The organism is Blastococcus sp. TF02-8 (assembly GCF_003319175.1).
GTDB lineage: Bacteria > Actinomycetota > Actinomycetes > Mycobacteriales > Geodermatophilaceae > Blastococcus.
In genome coordinates, this window is sequence record NZ_QOHK01000003.1 from 415621 (window position 1) to 437133 (window position 21513).

The window sequence follows — 21513 nt, forward strand, 5'->3', positions numbered from 1 at the left end:
TGCGTGCGGGCTCAGCGCCGCCAGGCGGTCTTCTTGCGGCGCAGGTCCCAGATGAGGACGACGGCCATGATCAGCGCGATGCCGAGGAGCCAGAGGTCCTCGACCCGGCCCTCGTGGTTGCCGACGAGGAACGCCAGGATCACCAGGGTGGCGAACCAGCCGCCGATCTGGCCCCACTTGCCGGTCTCGCCGTGCCAGCCCCAGTCGGCCGGGCTCTCGTGCTCGATCGGGTGCTCGCCCGCGCGGACGACGGCTTCCTCGCGCCCGGGCTGGCTCACCCGCGTGGTGGCGGGGTTGTCGAGCGCGACGCGGCTGTGGTGGGTTCCCTCGGTCACGTGGCCCATTCTGGCAGGAGCCGGGCCCGGGCACCCTCCGAGGTGGGTCGGCGCGGCGGGTCGGGGAGGATGCGGTCGTGAGCGAACCCTCGGGCACCGTAGGCGACCCCGTCGGCGTGGGCGGACCGCGTGAGGTCACCCTGCTCGGCTCGACCGGGTCGATCGGCACGCAGGCGATCGCGGTCGCCCGGCAGAACCCCGACCGGGTCCGCGTCACCGGGCTGGCCGCCGGCGGCAGCGACGTCGCCACCCTCGCCGACCAGGCCCTGTCGCTCGGCGTGCGCACGGTCGCGGTGGCGAAGGCCACCGCCGCGCAGGACCTGCAGCTCGCGTTCTACGCCGCCGCGTCGAAGCGGGGCTGGAACAAGGGTGAGTACGCCCTCCCGGAGATCCTGGCCGGGCCGCGCGCGGCCGAGGAGCTCGCCGCCCGCCCGGCCGACGTCGTCCTCAACGGGATCACCGGGTCGATCGGCCTCGGGCCCACCCTCTCCGCGCTGAAGGCCGGCCGCACCGTCGCGCTGGCCAACAAGGAGTCGCTGGTCGCCGGCGGTGACCTCGTGCTCGCCGCTGCGGGCCCCGGTCAGCTGGTGCCGGTGGACTCCGAGCACTCCGCGATCGCCCAGTGCCTGCGCGGCGGCGCCCGCGACGAGGTCGCCCGGGTGGTGCTCACCGCCAGCGGTGGCCCGTTCCGCGGGCGCACCCGCGAGGAGCTGGCCGACGTCACGGTCGAGCAGGCGCTCGCCCACCCGACGTGGGCGATGGGGCCGGTGGTCACCATCAACTCGGCGACGCTGGTGAACAAGGGCCTGGAGCTCATCGAGGCGCACCTGCTCTTCGGTGTGCCGTTCGCCGACATCGACGTCGTCGTCCACCCGCAGTCGATCGTGCACTCGATGGTGACCTTCGCCGACGGCGCGACGGTCGCCCAGGCCAGCCCTCCGGACATGCGGCTGCCGATCGCGCTGGCCCTCGCCTGGCCCGACCGGCTCCCGCACGTGCAGCCGGCCCTGGACTGGTCGACGGCAAGCACCTGGGAGTTCCTGCCGCTGGACGAGGTGGCCTTCCCCGCCGTCCGGCTGGCCCGCTCCGCAGGTGAGACCGGGGGAGTGGCGCCGGCGATGTACAACGCGGCCAACGAGGAGGCCGTCGCGGCCTTCGTGGCGGGTCGTCTGTCGTTCACAGGGATCGTGGACCTCGTCGCGCGTACCCTCGACGCCGCGCCGGACCTCGGCGCCCCCACCTGCGTCGAGGACGTGCTGGCGGCGGAGAAGTGGGCCCGGGAGCACGCCCGGGGTGTGATCGCCGGAGGCTGAGCTGAGCGGGTTCCTGCTGACGATCCTGGGGATCGTCCTCTTCGCGCTCGGCCTGATGTTCTCCATCGCCTTCCACGAGGCCGGGCACTTCTGGTGGGCGCGGAAGTTCGGCATGCGGGTGCCGCAGTTCATGGTCGGGTTCGGGCCGACGGTGTTCTCCCGGCGCCGCGGCGAGACCGAGTACGGCATCAAGGCGATCCCGCTCGGCGGCTACATCCGCATCGTCGGGATGATCCCGCCGGCCGAGGAGAACGAGAGCAAGCGGGCCACCCGCATGCGCACCTTCATCGCCGAGGTCCGCGGGCAGGCGCTCGACGACGTCCTGCCCTCCGACGGCGACCGGGTCTTCTACAAGAAGCCCTGGTGGCAGCGGGTCATCGTGATGTTCGCCGGCCCGTTCCACAACCTGGTCCTCGCGGTCGTCTTCTTCACCGTGTTCCTGGTCGGCTTCGGGGTTCCTGAGATCACCACCACCATCGCCCGGGTGCCCGACTGCGTGCTCCCCGCGGGCGCGGCGAGCGCCGGTGCGAAGGACCCCTGCTCCGTCCCGATCACGCCGCAGGGCGAGCGCTGCGAGGCGGGCGGTGCCGACTGCGCTCTCCCGGTGCCCAGCCCCGCCGCGCAGGCCGGCCTCCGTCCCGGGGACACGATCCTGGCGATCGACGGCGACCCCGTGTCGCAGGAGCCGACAGAGGGGTGGGACGAGGTCCAGGACGCGATCCGCGTGAGCGCGGGCGTGCCCCTGGAGCTGACGGTCCGGCGCGACGGGGAGGAGCGGCAGCTCACCGTCACGCCCATCGAAAACCTGGCCTACCTCTCGGACGACGGGGAGAAGACCGGCGTCGTCGGCTTCGTGGGCATCAGCCCGGCCGACCGCCAGGTGCGCCAGTCGATCACCGAGGTGCCCGCGCAGCTCGGGTCCATGGTGGTGCAGTCGGTGCAACGGCTCGCGGAGATCCCCGAGCGCGTCCCGCAGCTGTTCCGCGCGACCTTCCTGGGGGAGGAGCGCGACCCGATGGGGCCGATCGGGGTCGTGGGCGTCAGCCGGATCTCCGGTGACGTCTTCGCCTTCGACAAGTTCTCCGTCGGGCAGAAGATCGGCTACTTCATCTCGCTGCTGGCCGGGATGAACCTGGTCCTGTTCCTGTTCAACCTGCTGCCGATCTACCCGCTGGACGGCGGGCACGTGGCCGGAGCCCTCTACGAGAAGGCGCGCTCCTCGGTCGCCCGGCTCCGGGGCCGGCCGGACCCGGGGCCCTTCGACATCGCCCGCCTGATGCCGGTCGCCTACGCCGTGGCGGGCGTGTTCCTGGCGCTGTCGGTGCTGCTGTTCGTCGCCGACATCATCAACCCGGTCCGCTTCGGCTGAACCGTCAGGCCGTGCCGACCGCGGGCACCGGGGCGGGCGCCGGCGCCCGGCCGGGCCGGGAGCCGAGGAGCACGCCCGCGACCACCACGGCCCCGGCGGTCAGCTCCACCGCGTCGAGCACCTCGCCGAACGCCAGCCACGAGGCGAGCACGCCGACCACGGGGACCAGCATGGAGAACGGGGCGACGACGTTGGACGGGTGGCGCGACAGCAACGTGTTCCAGATGCCGTACCCGACGAGGGTGGCGACGACGACCACGTAGAGCAGCCCGAGCACCGACGGGAGCGCCTGCGCGGTGAGGGCGCCCGCGAGGGATCGGCCGATCCGGTCGGGCCCCTCGACGACCAGCGCGAGGGCGAGCAGGGGCAGGGGAGGGACGGCCGCCGTCCAGAGCGTGAGGTGGAAGGCGTTCGGGGCCTTCGCCTGCCGGCTGCACACGTTGCCGATCGCCCAGCCCAGCGCTCCGCAGAGGGTCAGGACGACGGGCACCCATGCGGCGGACTGCGCGCGGTGCACGGCGATGACCGCCAGTCCGACGACGGCGACGGCGACCCCGGCGAACTGCCGGGCCGACAGCTTCTCCCGGAGCCAGATCCCGCCGAGGACGACGGTGAAGGGGGCCGAGGCCTGCAGCACGAGGGAGGCCAGGCCGCTCGGCATCCCGGCGGCCATGCCCAGGTAGAGGAAGGCGAACTGCAGGATGCCGATGCCGACCCCCACGCCGACCAGCCAGCGCAGCGGAACCGGCGGGCGCGGTACGAGCAGCAGCGCGGGGAGGCCCACGAGCGTGAACCGCAGCGCCGCCATGAACAGCGGCGGGAAGTGCTCGAGAGCGAGTGCGGTCGCCGGGAAGTTCACCCCCCAGCAGACGGCGACGAGGCAGGCGAGCAGTCGGTCACGGAGCGGCACGTCGACGAGGCTGGCGCCGATCGGCATGAAGGACAAGCGAAAGTTGGCGGACGGACGTTGTAGCTTCGCTTCATGGATCCGTCGGGCTGGGAGCTGTGGGACCGGGTGGACGTCGCCCACCTCGCGGTGCTGCGGGAGCTGGCCGAGCACGGTTCGGTCACCGCCGCCGCCCGCGCCACCTCCCTGTCGCCGTCGGCGGTGTCCCAGCAGCTGAAGGTCCTGCAGCGCCGGCTCGGCGTCGTCCTGGTCGAGCGGGTCGGCCGCGGGGTGCGGCTGACCGATGCCGGCCGGGCGCTCGCCGGGATCGCGGCGTCGGTGTCGACCGCGCTGGCCGCGGCCGAGGCCGACTGGCAGAGCTACCGCGGTGGGGTGGGCGGCACGGTCCGGCTCGCCACCTTCCACTCGGCCGGCGAGCTGCTGGTGCCCGGTCTGCTGGACCGCCTGGCCGACCAGCCGGGCATCGTCCTGGAGACCTTCGACGAGGACGTCTCCCAGGACGACTTCCCCGCGCTCACCGCGGAGTACGACGTCGTGGTGGCCCACCGCTCCGACGACGTCGTCCCCCCGGCGCGCGGCGACCTGGAGGTCCGGCCGCTGCTGCGCGAGCCCCTCGACGTCGCCCTGCCGCTGGACCACCCGCTGGCCGGCCGCGAGCGCGTCACCCCGGCCGAGGTCATCGACGAGGACTGGATCGTCGCGCCGGCCGAGTTCCCCATCGACCGCGTCCTGACCGCGCTGGCGGCGCAGGCGCACTCCCCGGTGCGGGTCGTCCGGCGGACCACGCACCTGCCGCTGATGGAGAAGCTGGTGGCGCGCGGGCACGGCGTCGCCCTCCTCCCGCGGCACACCACCCGCGACAGGTCGGAGGGCCGGCTGGCGCTGGTGCCGCTGGCCGACCTCCGGGCCGGCCGCGTCATCGAGGCACTGATGCGGCCCGATCGCGCCGCGCGCAGGTCGGTGCAGGTGGTCGTCCACGCCCTGGTCGAGGAGGCCGCCGCCTACACCTGACGGGTGCACGCCGGTCGACGTCACACCGGTGTCGACGGCGGGAACGCGCAGGCGGGGGATACTGGGCGGCATGGCGATCCCCGTCGGCCTCGGCATGCCCGCTGCGCCCCCGCCCGTGCTCGCTCCGCGACGGAAGACCCGTCAGCTGGACGTGGGCGGAGTCGGCGTCGGCAGCGACCACCCCGTCAGCGTGCAGTCGATGTGCACCACCAAGACGGCGGACATCAACGCCACCCTGCAGCAGATCGCCGAGCTGACCGCCTCGGGCTGCCAGATCGTGCGCGTGGCCGTCCCCGACACCGACGACGCCGAGGCGCTGCCGATCATCGCCAGGAAGGCGCAGATCCCGGTGATCGCCGACATCCACTTCCAGCCGAGGTACGTCTTCGCCGCCATCGACGCGGGCTGCGCGGCCGTCCGGGTCAACCCCGGCAACATCAAGAAGTTCGACGACAAGGTCGGCGAGATCGCCAAGGCGGCCAAGGACGCCGGCATCCCGATCCGCATCGGCGTCAACGCCGGTTCGCTGGACAAGCGGCTGCTCGCGAAGTACGGCAAGGCCACCCCGGAGGCGCTGGTCGAGTCCGCGCTCTGGGAGTGCTCGCTGTTCGAGGAGCACGACTTCCGCGACATCAAGATCTCGGTCAAGCACAACGACCCGGTGGTCATGGTGCGGGCCTACGAGCTGCTGGCCGAGCAGTGCGACTACCCGCTGCACCTCGGCGTCACCGAGGCCGGTCCGGCGTTCCAGGGCACGATCAAGTCCGCCGTCGCCTTCGGGGCGCTGCTCAGCAAGGGCATCGGCGACACCATCCGCGTCTCCCTCTCGGCCCCGCCGGTCGAGGAGGTCAAGGTGGGGAACCAGATCCTGGAGTCGCTGAACCTGCGCCAGCGGGGGCTGGAGATCGTCAGCTGCCCCTCGTGCGGGCGCGCGCAGGTCGACGTCTACAAGCTGGCCAACGAGGTGACCGCCGGCCTGGAGGGCATGGAGGTTCCGCTGCGCGTCGCCGTCATGGGCTGCGTCGTGAACGGCCCGGGGGAGGCCCGGGAGGCCGACCTCGGCGTCGCCTCCGGCAACGGCAAGGGGCAGATCTTCGTGAAGGGCGAGGTCGTCAAGACCGTGCCCGAGTCGCAGATCGTGGAGACCCTCATCGAGGAGGCCATGCGGATCGCCGGTGAGCACGTCGACGCCGGCGAGCCCTCGGGGCCGCCGGTCGTCACCGTCAGCTGACCGTGCTCCGTACGCCCAGCGCCCGCGTCCTCGACGCGAGCGACGAGCCGGCGGTCACCGCGCTGCTGGCCACCGACCCGGTCGCCACCTGCTGGCTGGCCGGGCGGGTCGAGTCCGTGGGCACCGGTCCGGTGGCCCTCGGTGCGCCCCTGTGGGGGTACAGCAGCGGGCACGCCCTCGAGGCGGTCTGCCTGGCCGGGGCCAACCTCATCCCGTTCGCCCTCCCCGGCGCCGAACGGCCGGCGGCCGTCGCGTTCGCCGAGCGGGCCCGTCGTGCCGGGCGCCGGTGCAGCACCGTCGTCGGCCCGGCCGCGGCCGTCGAGCCGCTGTGGGAGCTGCTCGAGCCGAGCTGGGGACCGTGCCGGGACCACCGCCCGCGCCAGCCGCTGCTGGCGATCGAGGGGCCGCCGGCCGTCGCGCCCGAGCCACGGGTGCGCCCGGTGCGCCCCGACGAGGTGGACGCGCTCCTGCCCGCGGCGATCGCGATGTTCACCGAGGAGGTCGGCGTCAGCCCCCTCCGTGCCGACGGCGGCGTCGGCTACCGAGCCAGGGTGTCCGACCTGGTCCGGGCGGGCCGATCGCTGGCCTGGATCGAGGACGGCGAGGTCCTGTTCAAGGCCGAGATCGGCGCGGTGTCCCGCGCCGCCTGCCAGGTCCAGGGCGTGTGGGTGGCCCCCTCGCACCGGGGGCGGGGTATCGGTACCGCCGGCACCGCGGCCGTCGTCGAGTACGCGCGCTCGGTCATCGCTCCGGTCGTGAGCCTCTACGTCAACGACTACAACTCCCCGGCGCGCGCGGCGTACGCCCGCGTCGGGTTCCGCGAGGTCGGGATCTACTCCAGCGTGCTCTTCTGACTCCCACCCCGCCGTCTGGCACTGTCTCCCCGTGCGGAGACGACCGGCCCCGATCCTGCTGACCGCGCTGCTCCTCGCCGGCCCCCTGCTGGCCGGCTGCTCGAGCAGCAGCGAGGACGACGTGCGCAGCGCCGCCGAGGCGTTCCTCGAGGACTGGGCCGCGGGGAGGACCGACGAGGCAGCGCGGGCGACCACCGATCCGGGCGCCGCCGGCGCGCTCCTGGAGCAGACGGCCGCCGACCTCCCGGGCGCCACGCTCACGCCCGAGCTGGGCGATGTCTCCGTCGACGACGACACCGCCACCGTCGACTGGACGGCGAGCTGGGCGCTGGCCGCGGCACCGGAGTGGCGCTACGCGGGCGAGCTGCGGCTGCGCGAGGGCGACGACGCCTGGCAGGTGGTCGCGGAACCGGCGATCGTGCACCCCGAGCTGGGCGAGGGGCAGCACCTGGAGCTGACCCGTAGCCTGCCGGAGCGTGCGGCGATCACCGACGCCGACGGCGCCCCGCTGTTCACCGAGACCGAGATCGTCAACGTCGGTGTGGCCAAGGGGCAGGAGACCGACCTCCCGGCTCTCGCCGCGGCGCTGGGTGCGGCCACCGGGATCGATCCGGCCAGGATCGTGTCCGACGTCCAGGCCGCTCCCGACGGTCAGTTCGTCCCCGTCATCACGCTACGGCGACCGGACTTCGAGCGGATCCGGGCCCAGGTGTTCGACCTCCCGGGCGCGGTGTTCCCGACCGCCACCCGGTCCCTGGCACCGTCACCCCGCTTCGCCGAGGCGCTGCTGGGCCGGGTCGGCGGCGCGACGGCCGAGATCATCGAGGAGACCTCGGAGGACGGGGTCCCGAGGTTCGCCGCCGGGGACGAGGTGGGCCTGTCGGGTCTGCAACGCGCCCTGCAGGACCAGCTGACCGGAACCGCCGGTTTCACCGTGTCGGTCGTGAGCACCGACGAGGGCACCTCCGACGCCGGGCGCGAGATCGCCGCTGTCGACCCCGTCCCCGGCGAGCCGGTCCGGACCCCGCTGGTCCGCGGCATCCAGGAGGCCGCCGACGCGGCGGTCGCGGGCGAGACCCGACCCACCCACCTGGTCGTCGTGCGGCCCGGCACGGGCGAGATCCTCGCCGTCTCCTCCAACGAGATCGCCGACGCCGGCAATGCCCTGACCGGCCAGTTCCCGCCCGGGTCCAGCATGAAGACGATCACCGCCACCGCCCTGCTGTCGGCGGGCGCGCTCACCCCCGACACGGCCGTGCCCTGTCCCGGCACGACGGTGGTGGAGGGTCGCGAGTTCGAGAACCAGAACAAGTTCGACCTGGGCACCGTGCCGTTCACCGAGGCCTTCGCCGAGTCGTGCAACACCACCTTCATCCAGCAGGGCCTGGAGCTGCCCGACGCGGCCCTCGTGGACGCGGCGGCGTCCTACGGCGTGGGCACCGACTGGAAGCTGCCGGTGGACGTGTTCGGCGGCAAGGTCCCCGCGGACAGCACCGGCACGACCAAGGCAGCCGACGCGATCGGCCAGGGGCAGGTCCTCATGAGCCCCGCGCAGATGGCGCTCGTCGCCGCCGGCATCGCCAGCGGCACCCCGGCGGCTCCCGTCGAGGTCCTCGGTGCGGAGCCGGCCGGCCCGGCGCCGACCGGCCCGTCGGCCGCGGCCCTGGAAGCACTGCGCCCGATGATGCGGCAGGTCGTCCTCTCCGGCACCGCCACCGCCCTGGGAGACCGTGGCGAGGTGTACGGGAAGACCGGCACCGCGGAGTTCGGGACGAAGACGCCGCCGGACTCCCACGGCTGGTTCGTCGGCTACCGGCTGGGTGGTGCCGGCGGGGACCTGGCGTTCGCCGTCCTGGTCGAGGGCGGTCAGTCCAGCAGCGCGGCGGTGGCGGTCACCGACGCCTTCCTCGGCGCGGTGCGCTGAGGAGGGCGGCGGGTCACTTCTCGGGCAGTCCTGGGGTGGCGCGCGTCGTCGGCGTCCTCCCGGCGGCGGCGCGCCAGCCGACGGCCCTGACCTCCGCGGCGCCCAGGGCGTCCATCGCCAGCTCGCGGGAGGGGCGCTCGGCCCCCTGGTCGAGCACCCGCACCCAGGCGGCCGCCACGCCGTCCTCGAGGGTGACGGCGAGGGCCGCGGCGTCGACGGCGGACAGCACGGGGAACGGCAGCGCGTAGCCGCCCTCGGGTCCGGCCGGGTCCTCTCCCCGCTCGGTCAGCAGCGCGGTCAGACGATCGCGGAGGTCGCGGTGCGCGTTCTCCGCGGTCGTGACCGGTTCCCGCTCGTCGGGGTCCAGCGCCGCGCCCACCACGCCGTATCCCCAGACGGCGGCGTGCTCGGCGGCGAGGGCGGTCGCGAGCGCCTCGTTCTCGCCGGTGCTGTCGTCAGCCATCGCCGAACCCCCTCACGCCAGTCGTGCCTCGTGGCCGCGGAGACCCGCGGCGATGGATCCCAGCAGCGCGGCGCGCGCTCCGGCCTGGTCGAGGCAGGCGGCCGCGTGCGAGGCCGCGGCGGTGGCGACCTGTGCCCGCAGCCACTGCTGCGCGGAGCCGGCGGGCGGCGTGTCCGCCGGCGGGCGGCCGGCGGTGTGCTTCCCCGGGGCGGCCGCCTTCAGCAGGTCCAGCTGCTCGCCCGCCTGGGTGGCCAGGTCCGCGGCCGCGGCGGCGAGGGCCGGGTCGGCACCGAACGCCAGGTCGTAGGCGGCGACGAGCGTCTCCTGCACCGCCACCTGGCCGGCGAGGTCGTCGGCCTGCTCGCTCGTGACCGCCTCCGCCTCGTCGCCGGAGGACGAGGTGCACCCGGCGACGGCGACGGCGAACCCCGCCGCGGAGACCGCGAGCAGGGTGCGGCGGGTGAACGTCCGCGGGCCGGGGAGGGCGGTGGGAGGCATCACCCCCCATCCTGGCAGCCGGAGGCTCCGGCAGCCGGTCGTGCACGCCGGGCGTCGGGCCGCGTCGCCACCGCCGCTCCCGCACGCCCCTCCCGTCCCACCCGGGCGGGGTGCCGCCACCCGGTGCGGCGGACCGGTGCCGGCCGTCGGGCGGTAGCCTTGGCCTTTCCCCTCGCCCCCGGCCGCAGGTTCGGCGCGCCGGTCCCCAGGGGTGTGCGCACGCATCGTGCGGCCGACCGAGCCTGAGGAGGCAAGCGTGTCCGCCTCTCGCGGAAACCAGCGGAGCGACCCCGCGACCGAGCGGCTGACCAGCTGGATCGAGCCGGCCGTCACCGATGCGGGCTACGACCTGGAGGAGCTCGTGGTCACGCCCGCCGGCCGGCGCAGCGTCGTGCGCGTGGTCGTCGACCGCGACGCCGGGGTCACGCTCGACGACATCGCCGAGGTGAGCCACGCCGTCTCCGAGGTGCTGGACCGCAACGACGACGGGATGGGCCGCACGCCGTACGTGCTGGAGGTGACCAGCCCGGGCGTCGACCGGCCGCTCACCGAGGAACGGCACTGGCGGCGCAACGTCGGCCGGCTCGTGCAGGTCGCCGTCGGCCCCGCCGGCTCGACCGAGCAGCTGACCGGCCGCATCACCGCCGTGGACGGCGTCGGCGTGGTGCTGGCGGTGGAGGCCAAGGGCAAGCCGGGCGCGAAGAAGCGGCCGCCGCAGCCGCGCCAGGTCCCCTGGGTGGAGCTGGGCGTCGGGCGGGTGCAGGTCGAGTTCGGCCGTGCCCACGACGAGGCCCACGACGAGGCCCACGACGAGGCCCACGACGAGGACATCACGCAGGACGACGCCGACGAGTTCGAGGACCTGGACGAGGCCGAACTCGCGGACGACGACGGAGGAGAGAAGTGAACATCGACGTCACCGCGCTCAAGGCGGTGGAGCGGGAGAAGGGCATCCCGGTCGACACGGTGATCGAGGCGCTGGAGACGGCCCTGGTCACCGCCTACCGGCACGCCGACGGCGCCGCCAAGCACGTGCGGGTGCACGTCGACCGCAAGAGCGGTGAGGTCGCCGTCCTGGCCCAGGAGCTCGGGGCCGACGGCGAGGTCGTGCGGGAGTGGGACGACACCCCGTCGGACTTCGGCCGGATCGCGGCCAGCACCGCCAAGCAGGTCATCGTCCAGCGGCTGCGCGACGCCGAGCACGAGCAGACCTTCGGCGAGTACGCGGGCAAGGAAGGCGACATCGTCAGCGGCATCGTGCAGGCCGACCAACGGCGGAACGCCAGCGGGCTGGTCATGATCGACATCGGCAAGGTCGAGGCGGTGCTGCCCTCGGCCGAGCAGGTGCCGGGGGAGACCTACACCCACGGGAGCCGGATCAAGGCCTACGTGGTGGCGGTGGCCCGGACCTTCCGCGGCCCGCAGGTCACCGTGTCCCGCACCCACCCGAACCTGGTGCGCAAGCTGTTCGCCCTGGAGGTCCCCGAGATCGCCGACGGCAGCGTCGAGATCGTGGCCGTGGCGCGCGAGGCCGGGCACCGGTCGAAGATCGCCGTCCGCACCGCGGTCGCCGGCCTGAACGCCAAGGGTGCGTGCATCGGGCCGATGGGCCAGCGGGTCCGCAACGTCATGAGCGAGCTGCACGGCGAGAAGATCGACATCGTCGACTGGTCCGAGGACCCGGCGGAGTTCGTGGCGCAGGCGCTCAGCCCCGCGCGGGTCAGCAGCGCCCGGGTGGTCGACGCGCAGGCGAAGGCCGTGCGGGTCGTCGTCCCCGACTACCAGCTGTCGTTGGCGATCGGCAAGGAAGGGCAGAACGCCCGCCTCGCCGCGCGCCTCACCGGCTGCCGGATCGACATCCGCAGCGACGCCCAGCCCGAGGACGCCGACGCAACCCCCTCGCCGGGGGTGGGCCGGGCGCCGCTGCGTTCCGCGGCGCCGGCTCACCCGGCGGGGGGACGCGGGGGTGCTGCCGCCGGCCGTTCGCAGGGCCCCGCGGGCGGCCAGCGGCCCGGCCCGCGGCGCGCGGAACAACGCGGCCCGGCCACGCGCTAGAGTTGCCGATGGCCGAAACGTCGGATCCGGTCCGCACCTGCGTGGGGTGCCGGAAGAAGGCGACGGTCGACGAACTGCTGCGCGTGGTGGTGGTGGCCGGGCAACTGGTCCCCGACCCACGCCGGGTGCTTCCCGGTCGCGGTGCCTCGCTGCACCCGACCGAGGAGTGCCTGCGCGCAGCGGAGCGACGCCGGGCCTTCCCGCGGGCGCTGCGCATCAGCGCCCCCGTGGAGGCCGGTCCGCTCCGGGAGCACGTGCTCGGTACCTCGTCCTGAGGTCCGGGCCCCGGAACGGGCGAGAGCAGGACCCAGTCGGATCGGCACCAGGCCGGTCCGAACGTCGACAGGACACCGTCGGATGACTCAGCCGTGAAGTTCTCACGATGACCATGCGCCACTAACGACGAGGTCGAGCGGGCAAGCCGCCGGCCTCACCAAGAGGAGACCCGTGCCAGGCAAAGCCCGCGTACACGAACTCGCCAAGGAGTTCGGTGTCGACAGCAAGACCGTGCTCGCCAAGCTCAAGGAGCAGGGCGAGTTCGTGAAGTCCGCGTCCTCCACCGTCGAGGCCCCCGTGGCCCGGCGGCTCCGGGAGGCGCTCGGCGCTGCCACCGGTGGCGGCAACGGTGGGGCCCCCGCGGCCCCCGCCGCCCGTCCGGCTGCCCCGAAGCCCGCCGCCCCCGCGGCACCGGCAGCTCCCGCCGCACCGGCCGCTCCGGCCGCGTCGGCTCCCGCTGCCCCGGCTCGTCCCGCAGCAGCGCCCGGGCCGCGTCCCGGTCCCCGACCGGCCGCTCCCGCGCCGCAGGCCCCGGCTGCCCAGGCGCCGGCCGCCCCGGCTGCACAGGCCCCGGCTGCCCAGGCCCCGGCCGCCCCGCAGGCCCCGCGTCCGGCCGCGCCGCGTCCGGCCGGTGGTGCCGCGCCCGGCGGTCCGCGTCCCGGCCCCCGGCCGGCCCCGCGTCCGGGCAACAACCCCTTCAGCAGCGCTCCGCGTCCGGCGCCGGCCGGCGGTGCCGCCCGTCCCGGTCCCGGCACGGGTGGTCCCCGTCCCGCGCCGGGTGCCGGCGGTCCGCGTCCGGCGCCCGGTGCCGGTGGTCCCCGACCCGCGCCCGGTCCCGGCGGTCCCCGTCCGGGCCCCGGCGCCGGTGGTCCCCGTCCCGCTGCCGGTCCGGGCGGTCCGCGTCCCAACCCGGGCATGATGCCGCAGCGCCCGTCGCCGGGGATGATGCCCGGCCGCGCGGCCGGTGCCGGCCGACCCGGTGGTGGCCCCGGCGGCCCCGGCGGCCGTGGCCGTCCGGGTGGTCCCGGCGGCGGCGGTGGCTTCCGTCCCGGTGGCGGCGGCGGTGCCCCCGGTGCCGGCGCGCCGGCCGGTGGCGGTTTCCGCGGTGGCGGCGGTGGCCGTGGTCGTGGCCGTGGCGGCTCGGGTGCCGGTACGGCCGGCGCCTTCGGCCGTCCCGGCGGTCGCGGTCCGGTCCGCGGTCGCAAGAGCAAGAAGCAGCGGCGTCAGGAGTTCGACTCCATGGCGGCGCCCAGCATGGGCGGCGTCAGCCTGCCGCGCGGCAACGGGCAGACCGTCCGGCTGCCCCGTGGCGCCTCGCTGACCGACCTGGCCGAGCGCATCAACGCGCAGCCGGCCGCGCTCGTCACCGCCCTGTTCCACCTGGGCGAGATGGTCACCGCCACCCAGTCGGTGAACGACGAGACGCTGCAGCTGCTCGGTGCCGAGATCGGCTGGGACATCCAGGTCGTCAGCCCCGAGGACGAGGACCGCGAGCTGCTCAGCGACTTCGACCTCACCTTCGGGGACGAGGAGGGTGACGAGGAGGACTGGTCGTCCCGTCCGCCCGTCGTCACCGTCATGGGTCACGTCGACCACGGAAAGACGAAGCTGCTGGACGCCCTGCGCAACTCGAACGTCGTGGCGCGCGAGGCCGGCGGCATCACCCAGCACATCGGCGCCTACCAGATCGTCACCGAGCTGGAGGGCAACGAGCGCCCGGTCACCTTCATCGACACCCCGGGTCACGAGTCGTTCACCGCGATGCGTGCCCGCGGCGCGAAGGTCACCGACATCGTCGTCCTGGTGGTCGCCGCCGACGACGGCGTCATGCCGCAGACGGTCGAGGCGCTCAACCACGCCCAGGCGGCCGACGTGCCGATCGTGGTCGCGGTCAACAAGATCGACAAGGAGGGGGCCAACCCCGCCAAGATCCGCCAGCAGCTCACCGAGTACGGCCTGGTGGCCGAGGAGTACGGCGGCGACACGATGTTCGTCGACGTCTCCGCGACCACCCGCCAGGGCCTCGACGAGCTCCTGACGGCGATCCTGCTCACCGCCGACGCCTCGCTCGACCTGCGCGCGAACACCGAGCAGGACCCGCAGGGTGTGGTCATCGAGGGCAAGCTGGACAAGGGCCGTGGCCCCGTCGCCACGGTGCTCGTCCAGCGCGGAACGCTCCGCCAGGGCGACTCGATCGTGGCCGGCGACGCCTACGGGCGCGTCCGGTCGCTGCTCGACGAGCACGGCAACAAGCTGAAGGAAGCGCTTCCGGCCCGCCCCGTGCAGGTCGTCGGGCTCACCTCGGTGCCGCGCGCCGGTGACACCTTCCTCGTCGTCGAGGAGGACCGCGTCGCCCGGCAGATCGCCGACCGTCGTCAGGCCCGTATCCGCAACGCGCAGAACGCCTCCATGCGCAAGCGGATCAGCCTCGAGGACCTCGACGCCGCGCTCAAGGAGACCCGTCAGCTCAACCTGATCATCAAGGGCGACAACTCGGGCACCGTCGAGGCGCTCGAAGAGGCGCTCATGAAGATCGAGGTCGACGACGAGATCTCGCTGCGGGTCATCCACCGCGGGGTCGGCGGCATCACCAAGAGCGACATCGACCTGGCGCTGGCCGACGACGTCATCGTCCTCGGCTTCAACGTCCGGGCCGAGGGCCAGGCCACCGAGCTCGCCAACCGCGAGGGTGTGGATGTCCGGTACTACACGGTCATCTACCAGGCGATCGACGAGATCGAGGCCGCGCTCAAGGGGATGCTCAAGCCGATCTACGAGGAGGTCCAGCTGGGCACGGCGGAGGTCCGCGAGGTCTTCCGGGTGCCGAAGATCGGCAACGTCGCCGGTTCGCTGGTCCGCAGCGGCACGATCGTCCGCAACTCGAAGGCCCGTCTCATCCGCGACGGTGCCGTGGTCGCCGACAACCTGTCGGTCGAGTCGCTCCGCCGGTTCAAGGACGACGCGACCGAGGTCCGCGAGGGCTACGAGTGCGGTATCGGCCTGGGGTCGTTCAACGACATCAAGGTCGACGACGTGATCGAGACCTTCGAGCTGCGCGAGAAGCCGCGCGTGTAATTGAAGGACCCCGCTGCACCCCACGACACGCTCCGCGCGCCGCGGGTCCCTGCAGCGGGGCCGTTCCAGCACGTCACCAGGAAGGCGGTGAGGGATGTTCACCGGATCCCTCACCGCCGACCTGCTGCTGGGCGACGTCCACTCGCTCAAGGGCAAGCGCGCCGTGGTGCGGCCGATCGTGGCCGAGCTGCGGCGCCGCTTCGCCGTCGCCGCGGCCGAGGTCGGTGGCCAGGACCTGCACCGTCGCGCGCAGGTCGGGGTCGCCACCGTCGCCGGTGATGCCGGCCAGGTCACCGAGGTGCTCGACGCCTGCGAGCGGTTGCTGGCCGAGCGACCGGAGGTGACGCTGCTGTCGACCCATCGTCAGCTCATCGCCGGTGACGACTTCTGAGAGGGCCCCTCGTCCCCACCACTCGCACGCTCGCGCGGGCCACGACGAGCGGGCCGTTCCATCGACTCACCAGGAGGTCCCCATGGCCGATCCGGCCCGCGCCCGCAAGCTGGCGGTGCGCATCCGTCAGATCGTCTCCGCCGCGATCGAGACCCAGATCAAGGACCCCCGGCTCGGGATGGTCACGGTCACCGACGCGCGCGTGACCAGCGACCTCCGCGAGGCCACGGTGTTCTACACGGTCTACGGCGACGAGACGCAGATCGCCGACTCCGCGAAGGCGCTCGCCAGCGCCACGGGAGTCCTGCGGTCGACCGTCGGCAAGCAGACGGGGATCAAGTTCGTCCCGTCGCTGGAGTTCGTGGCCGACATCGTCCCGGACACCGCTCGCGAGCTGGAGGAGGCGCTCGAGCGCGCCCGCCACGCGGACGCCGAGCTCGCCCGTGCCCGCGAGGGTGCGCAGTACGCCGGCGAGGCCGATCCCTACCGCCGTCCCGCGGACGACGAGGACGAGGACGAGGGCGACACGGTGGCGTCCGACCCTGCCGATGACGGAGCCGAACATCCTGCCCCCACGAGGAGCGCACAGTGACCGAGAACGACCCCGACCCGTACGTGCCCGACGAGGGCCAGGGCACGTCGGTGCTGGGCGGACGCGAGGTGCCCTCCGCCGGCGACCCGACCGACGGCGGCCGGCACGGTGAGATCGGCGAGGCACCGAGCATCGCCGCGGACGAGCCCGACGACGGCTCGCAGTACGCCGTCGGCGGCGGCGACATCACCGAGCACCAGGGCGGCCGGGCGGCCGACCCCGACCCGGGCGCGTGAGCGCCGGGACCACGACCCCGCCCGAGCCGGTGAGCGGGGAGCTGGGCGACGCCCTGCGGACAGCGGCCGCGGTCCTGGCCGACGCCGCAGACGCACGTGCGACCGTCGTCCTCTCGGGCCACGTGCAGCCCGACGCCGATGCCCTCGGCAGCACCTTGGCGCTTGCCGAGGGGTTGCGTCGTCGGGGAGCGCGCGTCCTCGCGACCTTCCCGGGGCCGTTCACGCTGCCGGCGTCGCTGGGCTGGATCCCGGGCGCGGAGGGGCTCGTGCCCTCGGACTCCGTCCCGTCCTCGCCGGACGTCTTCGTCAGCCTGGACGCAGCATCCCCGGGCCGGCTCGGTGAGCTCGCGCCGCTGCTCGACCGCGCACAGACCTCGGTGGTGGTCGACCACCACGCCAGCAACCCCGGCTTCGGCCGGGTGCGGGTCGTCGACCCGACCGCTCCGGCGACGGTGACCCTCGTGGCCGATCTGCTCGACGGCCTCGGGATCACGATCGACGAGCAGCTGGCGACCTGTCTCTACGCCGGCCTGGCCGCGGACACCGGCTCCTTCCGGTTCGGCAGCACGCGTCCCGAGACGCACGAGCTCGCCGCCCGGCTGCTCAGCACGGGCATCGACCATGCGGGCATCAGCCGCCGGCTGTTCGACACCGCGCCGTTCGGCTGGCTCGGGCTCCTGTCCGTCGTGACCGGCCGCGCGACTCTCGAGCCCGAGGTCGGTGCCGGGCTGGTCTGGACCTGGTCCAGCACGGCCGAGGCGGCCGAGCACGGCCTGGCGGGGGAGCAGCTGGAGGCGCTCGTCGACGTCGTGCGCTCCGCCGAGGAGGCCGACGTCGCCTGCGTGCTCAAGGGGCAGGCCGACGGGTCCTGGACGGTGTCGATGCGCTCCCGGGGCGCGACCGACGTCGCGCGCGTGGCGATGGCGCTGGGCGGGGGCGGGCACCGCGCGGCCGCCGGCTACACCTCGCACCTGGACCGCGAGGCCACCCTCGAGGCACTGCGCGCCCAGCTCCGCACCCGGTGAGCGCGCGGTCCCCGGGACCGCCCAGCGCACCACGCGGCGTGCTGGCGCTGGCCCTCCCGGCGCTCGTCGTGCTGGCCGCGGAGCCGCTCTACCTGCTCGTCGACACCGCCGTCGTGGGCAACCTCGGCACCGTGGCCCTGGGCGGTCTCGCCGTCGGCGGCGGTCTGCTGGCCTGGGCCGCGGCGCTGCTGAACTTCCTCGCCTACGGCACCACGGCACGCGCCGCCCGCCGGGCAGGAGCGGGGGACCGGGGCGGCGCCGTCACCGAGGGCGTGCAGGCGACCTGGCTCGCCCTGGCTCTCGGACTGGTCGTGCTGCTCGTCTTCCAGGTCCTCGCGGGTCCGCTGACCCGGCTGCTCGCCGGCGGCGACGGGGCGGTCGCCGAGGCGGGGGAGGAGTGGCTCCGGACCGCCTCCCTCGGAGCGCCGCTGCTGCTGGTCTCCCTGGCCGGCAACGGGTGGCTGCGCGGGGTCCAGGACCTGCGCCGCCCGGTGCGGTTCGTGCTCGCGGGCAGCCTGCTGAGCCTGGTCCTGTGCCCGGTGCTCGTGCACCCGGCCGGCCTCGGACTGGTGGGGTCGGCGGTGGCCAACGTCGCCGGCCAGGCGCTGACCGCCACGTTGTTCGTGCGCGCCCTGCTCCGCGAGGGGGTCGTCTGGCGGGTGCGTCCCTCCGCGGTCGCCCGTCAGCTGGTCATCGGCCGCGACCTGCTGCTGCGTGCCGCGGTCCTGCAGATCTCGTTCCTCGTCGCGGCAGGGGTCGCTGCACGCGCCGGCACCGCCGCCCTCGGCGCGCACCAGATCGCCCTGCAGCTGTTCTTCTTCCTCGCGCTGGTGCTCGACGCGTACGCCATCGCGGCGCAGACCCTGGTGGGCCACGCCCTCGGCGCGCAGCGGCCGGAGGAGGCGCGGGCGACGGCCCGGCGGGTGGCGCTCTGGGGGCTGGGCACCGGGTGTCTCGTCGGCGTGGTGCTGCTCGCCCTGCGCGACGTCGTCCCACCGCTGTTCACCGACGATCCCGCCGTGCTCGACCAGGCCGCCGTCGTGTGGTGGTTCCTCGCCGGGTTCCAGCCGCTGGCCGGGCTCGTGTTCGCCCTCGACGGGGTGCTCATGGGCGCCGGTGACGTGGGCTACCTGCGCACCGTGACGGTCGGTTCGGCGCTGGGTGGCTTCCTGCCGCTGTCGCTGCTGGCCGGCCCGCTCGACCTGGGCCTGCCCGGTGTCTGGACCGGCCTCACGCTCTTCATCGCGCTGCGCCTGGTCGCCGTCGTGGTCCGGGTGGCGGGTGACCGGTGGCTGAGCGCGCCTGAGAGCGTTACGGCGTGAGCCCCAAGCGTCCGGACGCCGATGTCCCACCCGGCCTGCTGCTGGTCGACAAGGCCGGAGGCATGACCTCGCACGACGTCGTCGCCCGGGCACGGCGTGCCCTGTCGGTGCGCAAGGTCGGGCATGCCGGCACGCTCGACCCGATGGCCACCGGCCTTCTGGTCCTCGGCGTGGGGTCCGCCACCCGCCTGCTGGGCCACGTCGGCGGTCACGACAAGACGTACGAGGCCACGATCCGGCTCGGCCAGGCGACGGTCACCGACGACCGGGAGGGCGAGCTGCTGAGCACGGCCTCCACCGCGCACCTGGACGACGACGCGGTCCGTGCCGCGCTGGCGGCGCAGACCGGGCCGCTGCAGCAGGTGCCTTCGGCGGTCAGCGCGGTCAAGGTCGACGGCCGCCGCTCCTACGACCGGGTGCGGGCCGGGGAGACCGTCGAGCTGGCCGCTCGTCCGGTCACGGTGCACCGGCTCGAGGTGCACGACCTGCGCCGCCCCGAGCCGGACCTCGTCGACGTGGACGTCACGGTCGAGTGCACCGCCGGCACCTACATCCGCGCCATCGCCCGGGACGCCGGCACGGCGCTGGGCGTGGGCGGGCACCTGACCGCGCTGCGCCGCACCGCGTCCGGCCCGTTCACCGTCGCCCAGGCCGGTCCGGTCGAGGACTCCGCCGCCTCCCTGCTCGCCGGCGGCGGGCCGGGGTTCCTCGGTCTCACCCATGCCGCGCGGCTGGTCTTCCCCGAGCGCGTGCTGACCGCCGAGGAGGCGACGGCGCTCGGCTACGGGCAGCGCATCCCCTCCACGGGCGCCGGAGGTCTGCACGCGGCGGTCGACCCCGACGGGAGGCTGGTCGCGCTGGTGGAGGACGCCGGCCGCAGCGCGAAGGTGACGGTCGGCTTCCCACCCGCCTGAACGGCCGCGGCCGGCGGGTTCAGCGGAGCACCTCGAGCATCGTCCGCGCCCCGCGCTGGAACTCGTAGTCGACGTCGCGGACCCGGACGCGCAGCCCGTCGGCGGTGAGCGAGCCGATCAGGCGCTCGACGAGTTCGGGGTGGGGTCTGCCCGCCTGGTCGACCAGCGGATAGAGCCGCACGCCGGTCCGGGACACCCGCGCCATCTCCCGCACCGCCGCCAGGTGGAAGCCGGCATCCAGCCGGTCGGCGTAGGTGAGGAGCAGGTGCGAGGAGAGCACCAGGTCGAACGACCGCTCCGCGAACGGCAGGTGGGGGAGGGCAGCCGGGAGGTACCGCCCCGGGTTCGCCTTCCGGTCGCCGGCGAACAGCGCTGCGGACGCCGCCCGCGAGCGCTGGTGCCCGGGCAACCCGCCGAAGAAGTCCCAGAGGTACCGCTCCGCGTTGGCCGTGGCCCAGGCGTGCCCACGTTCCAGCTCCGCGGAGACACGCTCGGCCAGCTGGTCGGCCGAGGTCAGGTACACGGGATCGACGGCCACGGCACGGGTGCCCCTGCGGCGGGCCGACGCGGTGAAGCTGGAGGCTCCTCCGGGGCAGTCGAGCACGCTGCCCGCGAGGTCCTCGTCCCCGAGGGCGAACATCGCCCGGTACTCCTCGAACGAGCGCGCGCTGATCAGGTACTCGCCGATGCTGTGCCCCCCGGCGACCGCGGGACCGGTCATGCCCGTTCCCCGGTCAGCTGCTTGCGCAGGTGGACCAGCCGGAGGCCGGGCCGCACGACCTCGTCGTGGGTCTCGGCGTACCCGAGCCGGCGGTAGAGACGCAGGTTGGCCTCGCTGAGGGCGCCGGTGAACAGCGCGGCGGAGGGGAGGCCGGTCGACTCCTCGACGGCGCGCAGCAGGTGGGTGCCGATGCCCCGCCCCTGCTGGTCGGGAGCGACGACCAGCCGTCCGACGTGCAGGGTGTCGCCGTCCTCGCGCGCCCGTACCGCGCCGACCAGGCGCGATCCGGCCCAGGCGCCGAGGCAGGTGCCGGTGGAGAGCTCGGCGACCAGCTCCGGCAGCGTCTGGGTCAGGGCGGGGAGGAAGGGGTCGCCGTAGAGCTGGGCCTCGGTGGCGTAGGCGGCACGCTGCAGGGTGAGCAGCTCACCGACCACGGAGGCGGGGACGGGGCGGAGCGGGAGGGGCACCGGGCGGTCCTCTCGGACGACGGCGGACCGCACGAGCCCACCGATGAGGGGTGGACTGGGACGACGCGGCAGCCACCTAGGGGTGGCGCCACCAGATCGCCGTCATGCCGCGGATCCTGCCACGACCGCGGCGCACGTGTCGTTGATCTTGCGGTTGGCCGCGTCCTGCTGCGGGAACGGGAGGGCCATGAGCATCGTGAAGATCAACGCGATCACCGTGCCGAAGGACAAGCAGGAGCGCTTCGAGGAGCGGTTCCGCGGCCGGGCCGGTGCAGTGGAGAGCACCCCGGGCTTCGAGTGGTTCGAGCTGCTGCGCCCCGTCGAGGGCACCGACCAGTACCTGGTCTACACCCGGTGGAGCAGCAGTGAGGCCTACGAGGCCTGGCAGTCGGGGCAGGACTTCGACCGCGCGCACGACGGTGGTGGGGACACGCTGGCCTCGGCCGCACCGCACTCCGCGCACGTCTGGACCTACGAGGTGCTGGAGAACGCGGGGCCGAAGGCCGGTCAGGGGAGCCAGGCCTGAACCGGGCT

23 protein-coding genes and 1 pseudogene are annotated in these 21513 nt (G+C 74.3%); 18 read left to right on the forward strand and 6 right to left on the reverse strand.

Going from position 1 to position 21513, the window contains the following annotated elements; genetic code table 11:
- Nucleotides 1-11: 11 nt before the first annotated feature.
- Nucleotides 12-335 carry a DUF2631 domain-containing protein gene (locus tag DQ237_RS09040; RefSeq protein ID WP_240619513.1) on the reverse strand — a complete coding sequence of 108 codons (324 nt, stop codon included), beginning with the start codon at nt 333-335 and terminating at the stop codon, nt 12-14.
- Nucleotides 336-412: 77 nt separating this feature from the next.
- Between DQ237_RS09040 and dxr the strand changes: the two genes are divergently transcribed.
- Both dxr and DQ237_RS09050 read left to right on the forward strand, forming a co-directional pair.
- Nucleotides 413-1648 carry a 1-deoxy-D-xylulose-5-phosphate reductoisomerase gene (dxr, locus tag DQ237_RS09045; RefSeq protein WP_240619514.1) on the forward strand — a complete coding sequence of 412 codons (1236 nt, stop codon included), beginning with the start codon at nt 413-415 and terminating at the stop codon, nt 1646-1648.
- A 31-nt stretch (nt 1649-1679) separates the two neighbouring features.
- Nucleotides 1680-3017, forward strand: a complete 1338-nt coding sequence (locus DQ237_RS09050) for an RIP metalloprotease (RefSeq protein WP_255411535.1) — start codon at nt 1680-1682, stop codon at nt 3015-3017.
- A 4-nt stretch (nt 3018-3021) separates the two neighbouring features.
- Here the strand turns inward: DQ237_RS09050 and DQ237_RS09055 are convergent, their stop codons facing one another.
- Nucleotides 3022-3954 (reverse strand): EamA family transporter, encoded by a 933-nt coding sequence (locus DQ237_RS09055; RefSeq protein WP_240619515.1) that lies wholly within the window; start codon nt 3952-3954, stop codon nt 3022-3024.
- 45 nt (nt 3955-3999) lie between these two features.
- Here DQ237_RS09055 and DQ237_RS09060 point away from each other — a divergent pair, with 45 nt between their 5' ends.
- The 4 genes from DQ237_RS09060 to DQ237_RS09075 all read left to right on the forward strand — a co-directional run bounded on the left by DQ237_RS09060 (nt 4000) and on the right by DQ237_RS09075 (nt 8944).
- Nucleotides 4000-4935 (forward strand): LysR family transcriptional regulator, encoded by a 936-nt coding sequence (locus tag DQ237_RS09060; RefSeq protein WP_205730132.1) that lies wholly within the window; start codon nt 4000-4002, stop codon nt 4933-4935.
- 94 nt (nt 4936-5029) lie between these two features.
- A complete protein-coding gene (ispG, locus tag DQ237_RS09065) occupies nt 5030-6166 on the forward strand; it encodes a flavodoxin-dependent (E)-4-hydroxy-3-methylbut-2-enyl-diphosphate synthase (protein ID WP_369832209.1) in 1137 nt (378 codons plus the stop codon).
- A 2-nt stretch (nt 6167-6168) separates the two neighbouring features.
- Nucleotides 6169-7020 (forward strand): DUF4081 domain-containing GNAT family N-acetyltransferase, encoded by an 852-nt coding sequence (locus tag DQ237_RS09070; protein ID WP_113799312.1) that lies wholly within the window; start codon nt 6169-6171, stop codon nt 7018-7020.
- 31 nt (nt 7021-7051) lie between these two features.
- Nucleotides 7052-8944: a penicillin-binding transpeptidase domain-containing protein gene (locus tag DQ237_RS09075; protein WP_240619516.1), complete on the forward strand. Its 1893-nt coding sequence runs from the start codon at nt 7052-7054 to the stop codon at nt 8942-8944.
- A gap of 13 nt (nt 8945-8957) precedes the next feature.
- On the opposite strand, the gene DQ237_RS09080 is transcribed toward DQ237_RS09075, so the two are convergent.
- Together DQ237_RS09080 and DQ237_RS09085 are read right to left on the reverse strand one after the other, a co-directional pair.
- A complete protein-coding gene (locus DQ237_RS09080) occupies nt 8958-9407 on the reverse strand; it encodes a ferritin-like domain-containing protein (RefSeq protein ID WP_113799314.1) in 450 nt (149 codons plus the stop codon).
- A 12-nt stretch (nt 9408-9419) separates the two neighbouring features.
- A complete protein-coding gene (locus DQ237_RS09085) occupies nt 9420-9905 on the reverse strand; it encodes a hypothetical protein (RefSeq protein WP_166509552.1) in 486 nt (161 codons plus the stop codon).
- A gap of 256 nt (nt 9906-10161) precedes the next feature.
- Here DQ237_RS09085 and rimP point away from each other — a divergent pair, with 256 nt between their 5' ends.
- The 11 genes and pseudogenes from rimP (at nt 10162) to truB (ending at nt 19791) form a co-directional block, all read left to right on the forward strand.
- Nucleotides 10162-10812 carry a ribosome maturation factor RimP gene (gene rimP, locus DQ237_RS09090; protein ID WP_113799317.1) on the forward strand — a complete coding sequence of 217 codons (651 nt, stop codon included), beginning with the start codon at nt 10162-10164 and terminating at the stop codon, nt 10810-10812.
- Nucleotides 10809-11960, forward strand: coding sequence for a transcription termination factor NusA (gene nusA, locus DQ237_RS09095; RefSeq protein ID WP_113799319.1), 1152 nt, complete (start codon nt 10809-10811; stop codon nt 11958-11960). Before rimP ends, nusA begins: the two co-directional genes overlap by 4 nt.
- An 8-nt stretch (nt 11961-11968) precedes the next feature.
- A complete protein-coding gene (locus tag DQ237_RS09100; RefSeq protein ID WP_113799321.1) occupies nt 11969-12235 on the forward strand; it encodes a YlxR family protein in 267 nt (88 codons plus the stop codon).
- 172 nt (nt 12236-12407) lie between these two features.
- Nucleotides 12408-12551 (forward strand): annotated as a pseudogene (locus DQ237_RS20410) (translation initiation factor IF-2 N-terminal domain-containing protein); the annotation flags it as partial.
- A 600-nt stretch (nt 12552-13151) separates the two neighbouring features.
- Entirely contained in the window at nt 13152-15311 is a 2160-nt protein-coding gene (infB, locus tag DQ237_RS09105) for a translation initiation factor IF-2 (RefSeq protein ID WP_240619525.1), read from the forward strand.
- Nucleotides 15312-15405: 94 nt separating this feature from the next.
- Entirely contained in the window at nt 15406-15702 is a 297-nt protein-coding gene (locus tag DQ237_RS09110) for a DUF503 domain-containing protein (RefSeq protein WP_113799325.1), read from the forward strand.
- An 82-nt stretch (nt 15703-15784) separates the two neighbouring features.
- Nucleotides 15785-16294: a 30S ribosome-binding factor RbfA gene (gene rbfA, locus DQ237_RS09115; RefSeq protein WP_113799326.1), complete on the forward strand. Its 510-nt coding sequence runs from the start codon at nt 15785-15787 to the stop codon at nt 16292-16294.
- Nucleotides 16291-16530 carry a hypothetical protein gene (locus DQ237_RS09120; protein ID WP_113799328.1) on the forward strand — a complete coding sequence of 80 codons (240 nt, stop codon included), beginning with the start codon at nt 16291-16293 and terminating at the stop codon, nt 16528-16530. Before rbfA ends, DQ237_RS09120 begins: the two co-directional genes overlap by 4 nt.
- The gene (locus DQ237_RS09125) at nt 16527-17555 is read left to right on the forward strand and encodes a bifunctional oligoribonuclease/PAP phosphatase NrnA (RefSeq protein WP_240619517.1); all 1029 of its coding nucleotides are present in this window, start codon (nt 16527-16529) and stop codon (nt 17553-17555) included. The genes DQ237_RS09120 and DQ237_RS09125 overlap by 4 nt, the downstream gene beginning before the upstream one ends.
- On the forward strand, nt 17552-18877 hold the full coding sequence (locus DQ237_RS09130; protein ID WP_113799330.1) for an MATE family efflux transporter: 1326 nt from the start codon (nt 17552-17554) through the stop codon (nt 18875-18877). The genes DQ237_RS09125 and DQ237_RS09130 overlap by 4 nt, the downstream gene beginning before the upstream one ends.
- Nucleotides 18874-19791: a tRNA pseudouridine(55) synthase TruB gene (truB, locus tag DQ237_RS09135; protein WP_113799331.1), complete on the forward strand. Its 918-nt coding sequence runs from the start codon at nt 18874-18876 to the stop codon at nt 19789-19791. The genes DQ237_RS09130 and truB overlap by 4 nt, the downstream gene beginning before the upstream one ends.
- A 19-nt stretch (nt 19792-19810) precedes the next feature.
- Here truB and DQ237_RS09140 read toward each other — a convergent pair whose 3' ends face one another.
- Together DQ237_RS09140 and DQ237_RS09145 are read right to left on the reverse strand one after the other, a co-directional pair.
- Nucleotides 19811-20512: a class I SAM-dependent methyltransferase gene (locus tag DQ237_RS09140; protein ID WP_205730133.1), complete on the reverse strand. Its 702-nt coding sequence runs from the start codon at nt 20510-20512 to the stop codon at nt 19811-19813.
- The gene (locus DQ237_RS09145) at nt 20509-20979 is read right to left on the reverse strand and encodes a GNAT family N-acetyltransferase (RefSeq protein ID WP_113799333.1); all 471 of its coding nucleotides are present in this window, start codon (nt 20977-20979) and stop codon (nt 20509-20511) included. Before DQ237_RS09145 ends, DQ237_RS09140 begins: the two co-directional genes overlap by 4 nt.
- 187 nt (nt 20980-21166) lie before the next feature.
- Here DQ237_RS09145 and DQ237_RS09150 point away from each other — a divergent pair, with 187 nt between their 5' ends.
- Nucleotides 21167-21505, forward strand: a complete 339-nt coding sequence (locus DQ237_RS09150) for an antibiotic biosynthesis monooxygenase (protein WP_113799335.1) — start codon at nt 21167-21169, stop codon at nt 21503-21505.
- Nucleotides 21506-21513 lie beyond the last annotated feature (8 nt).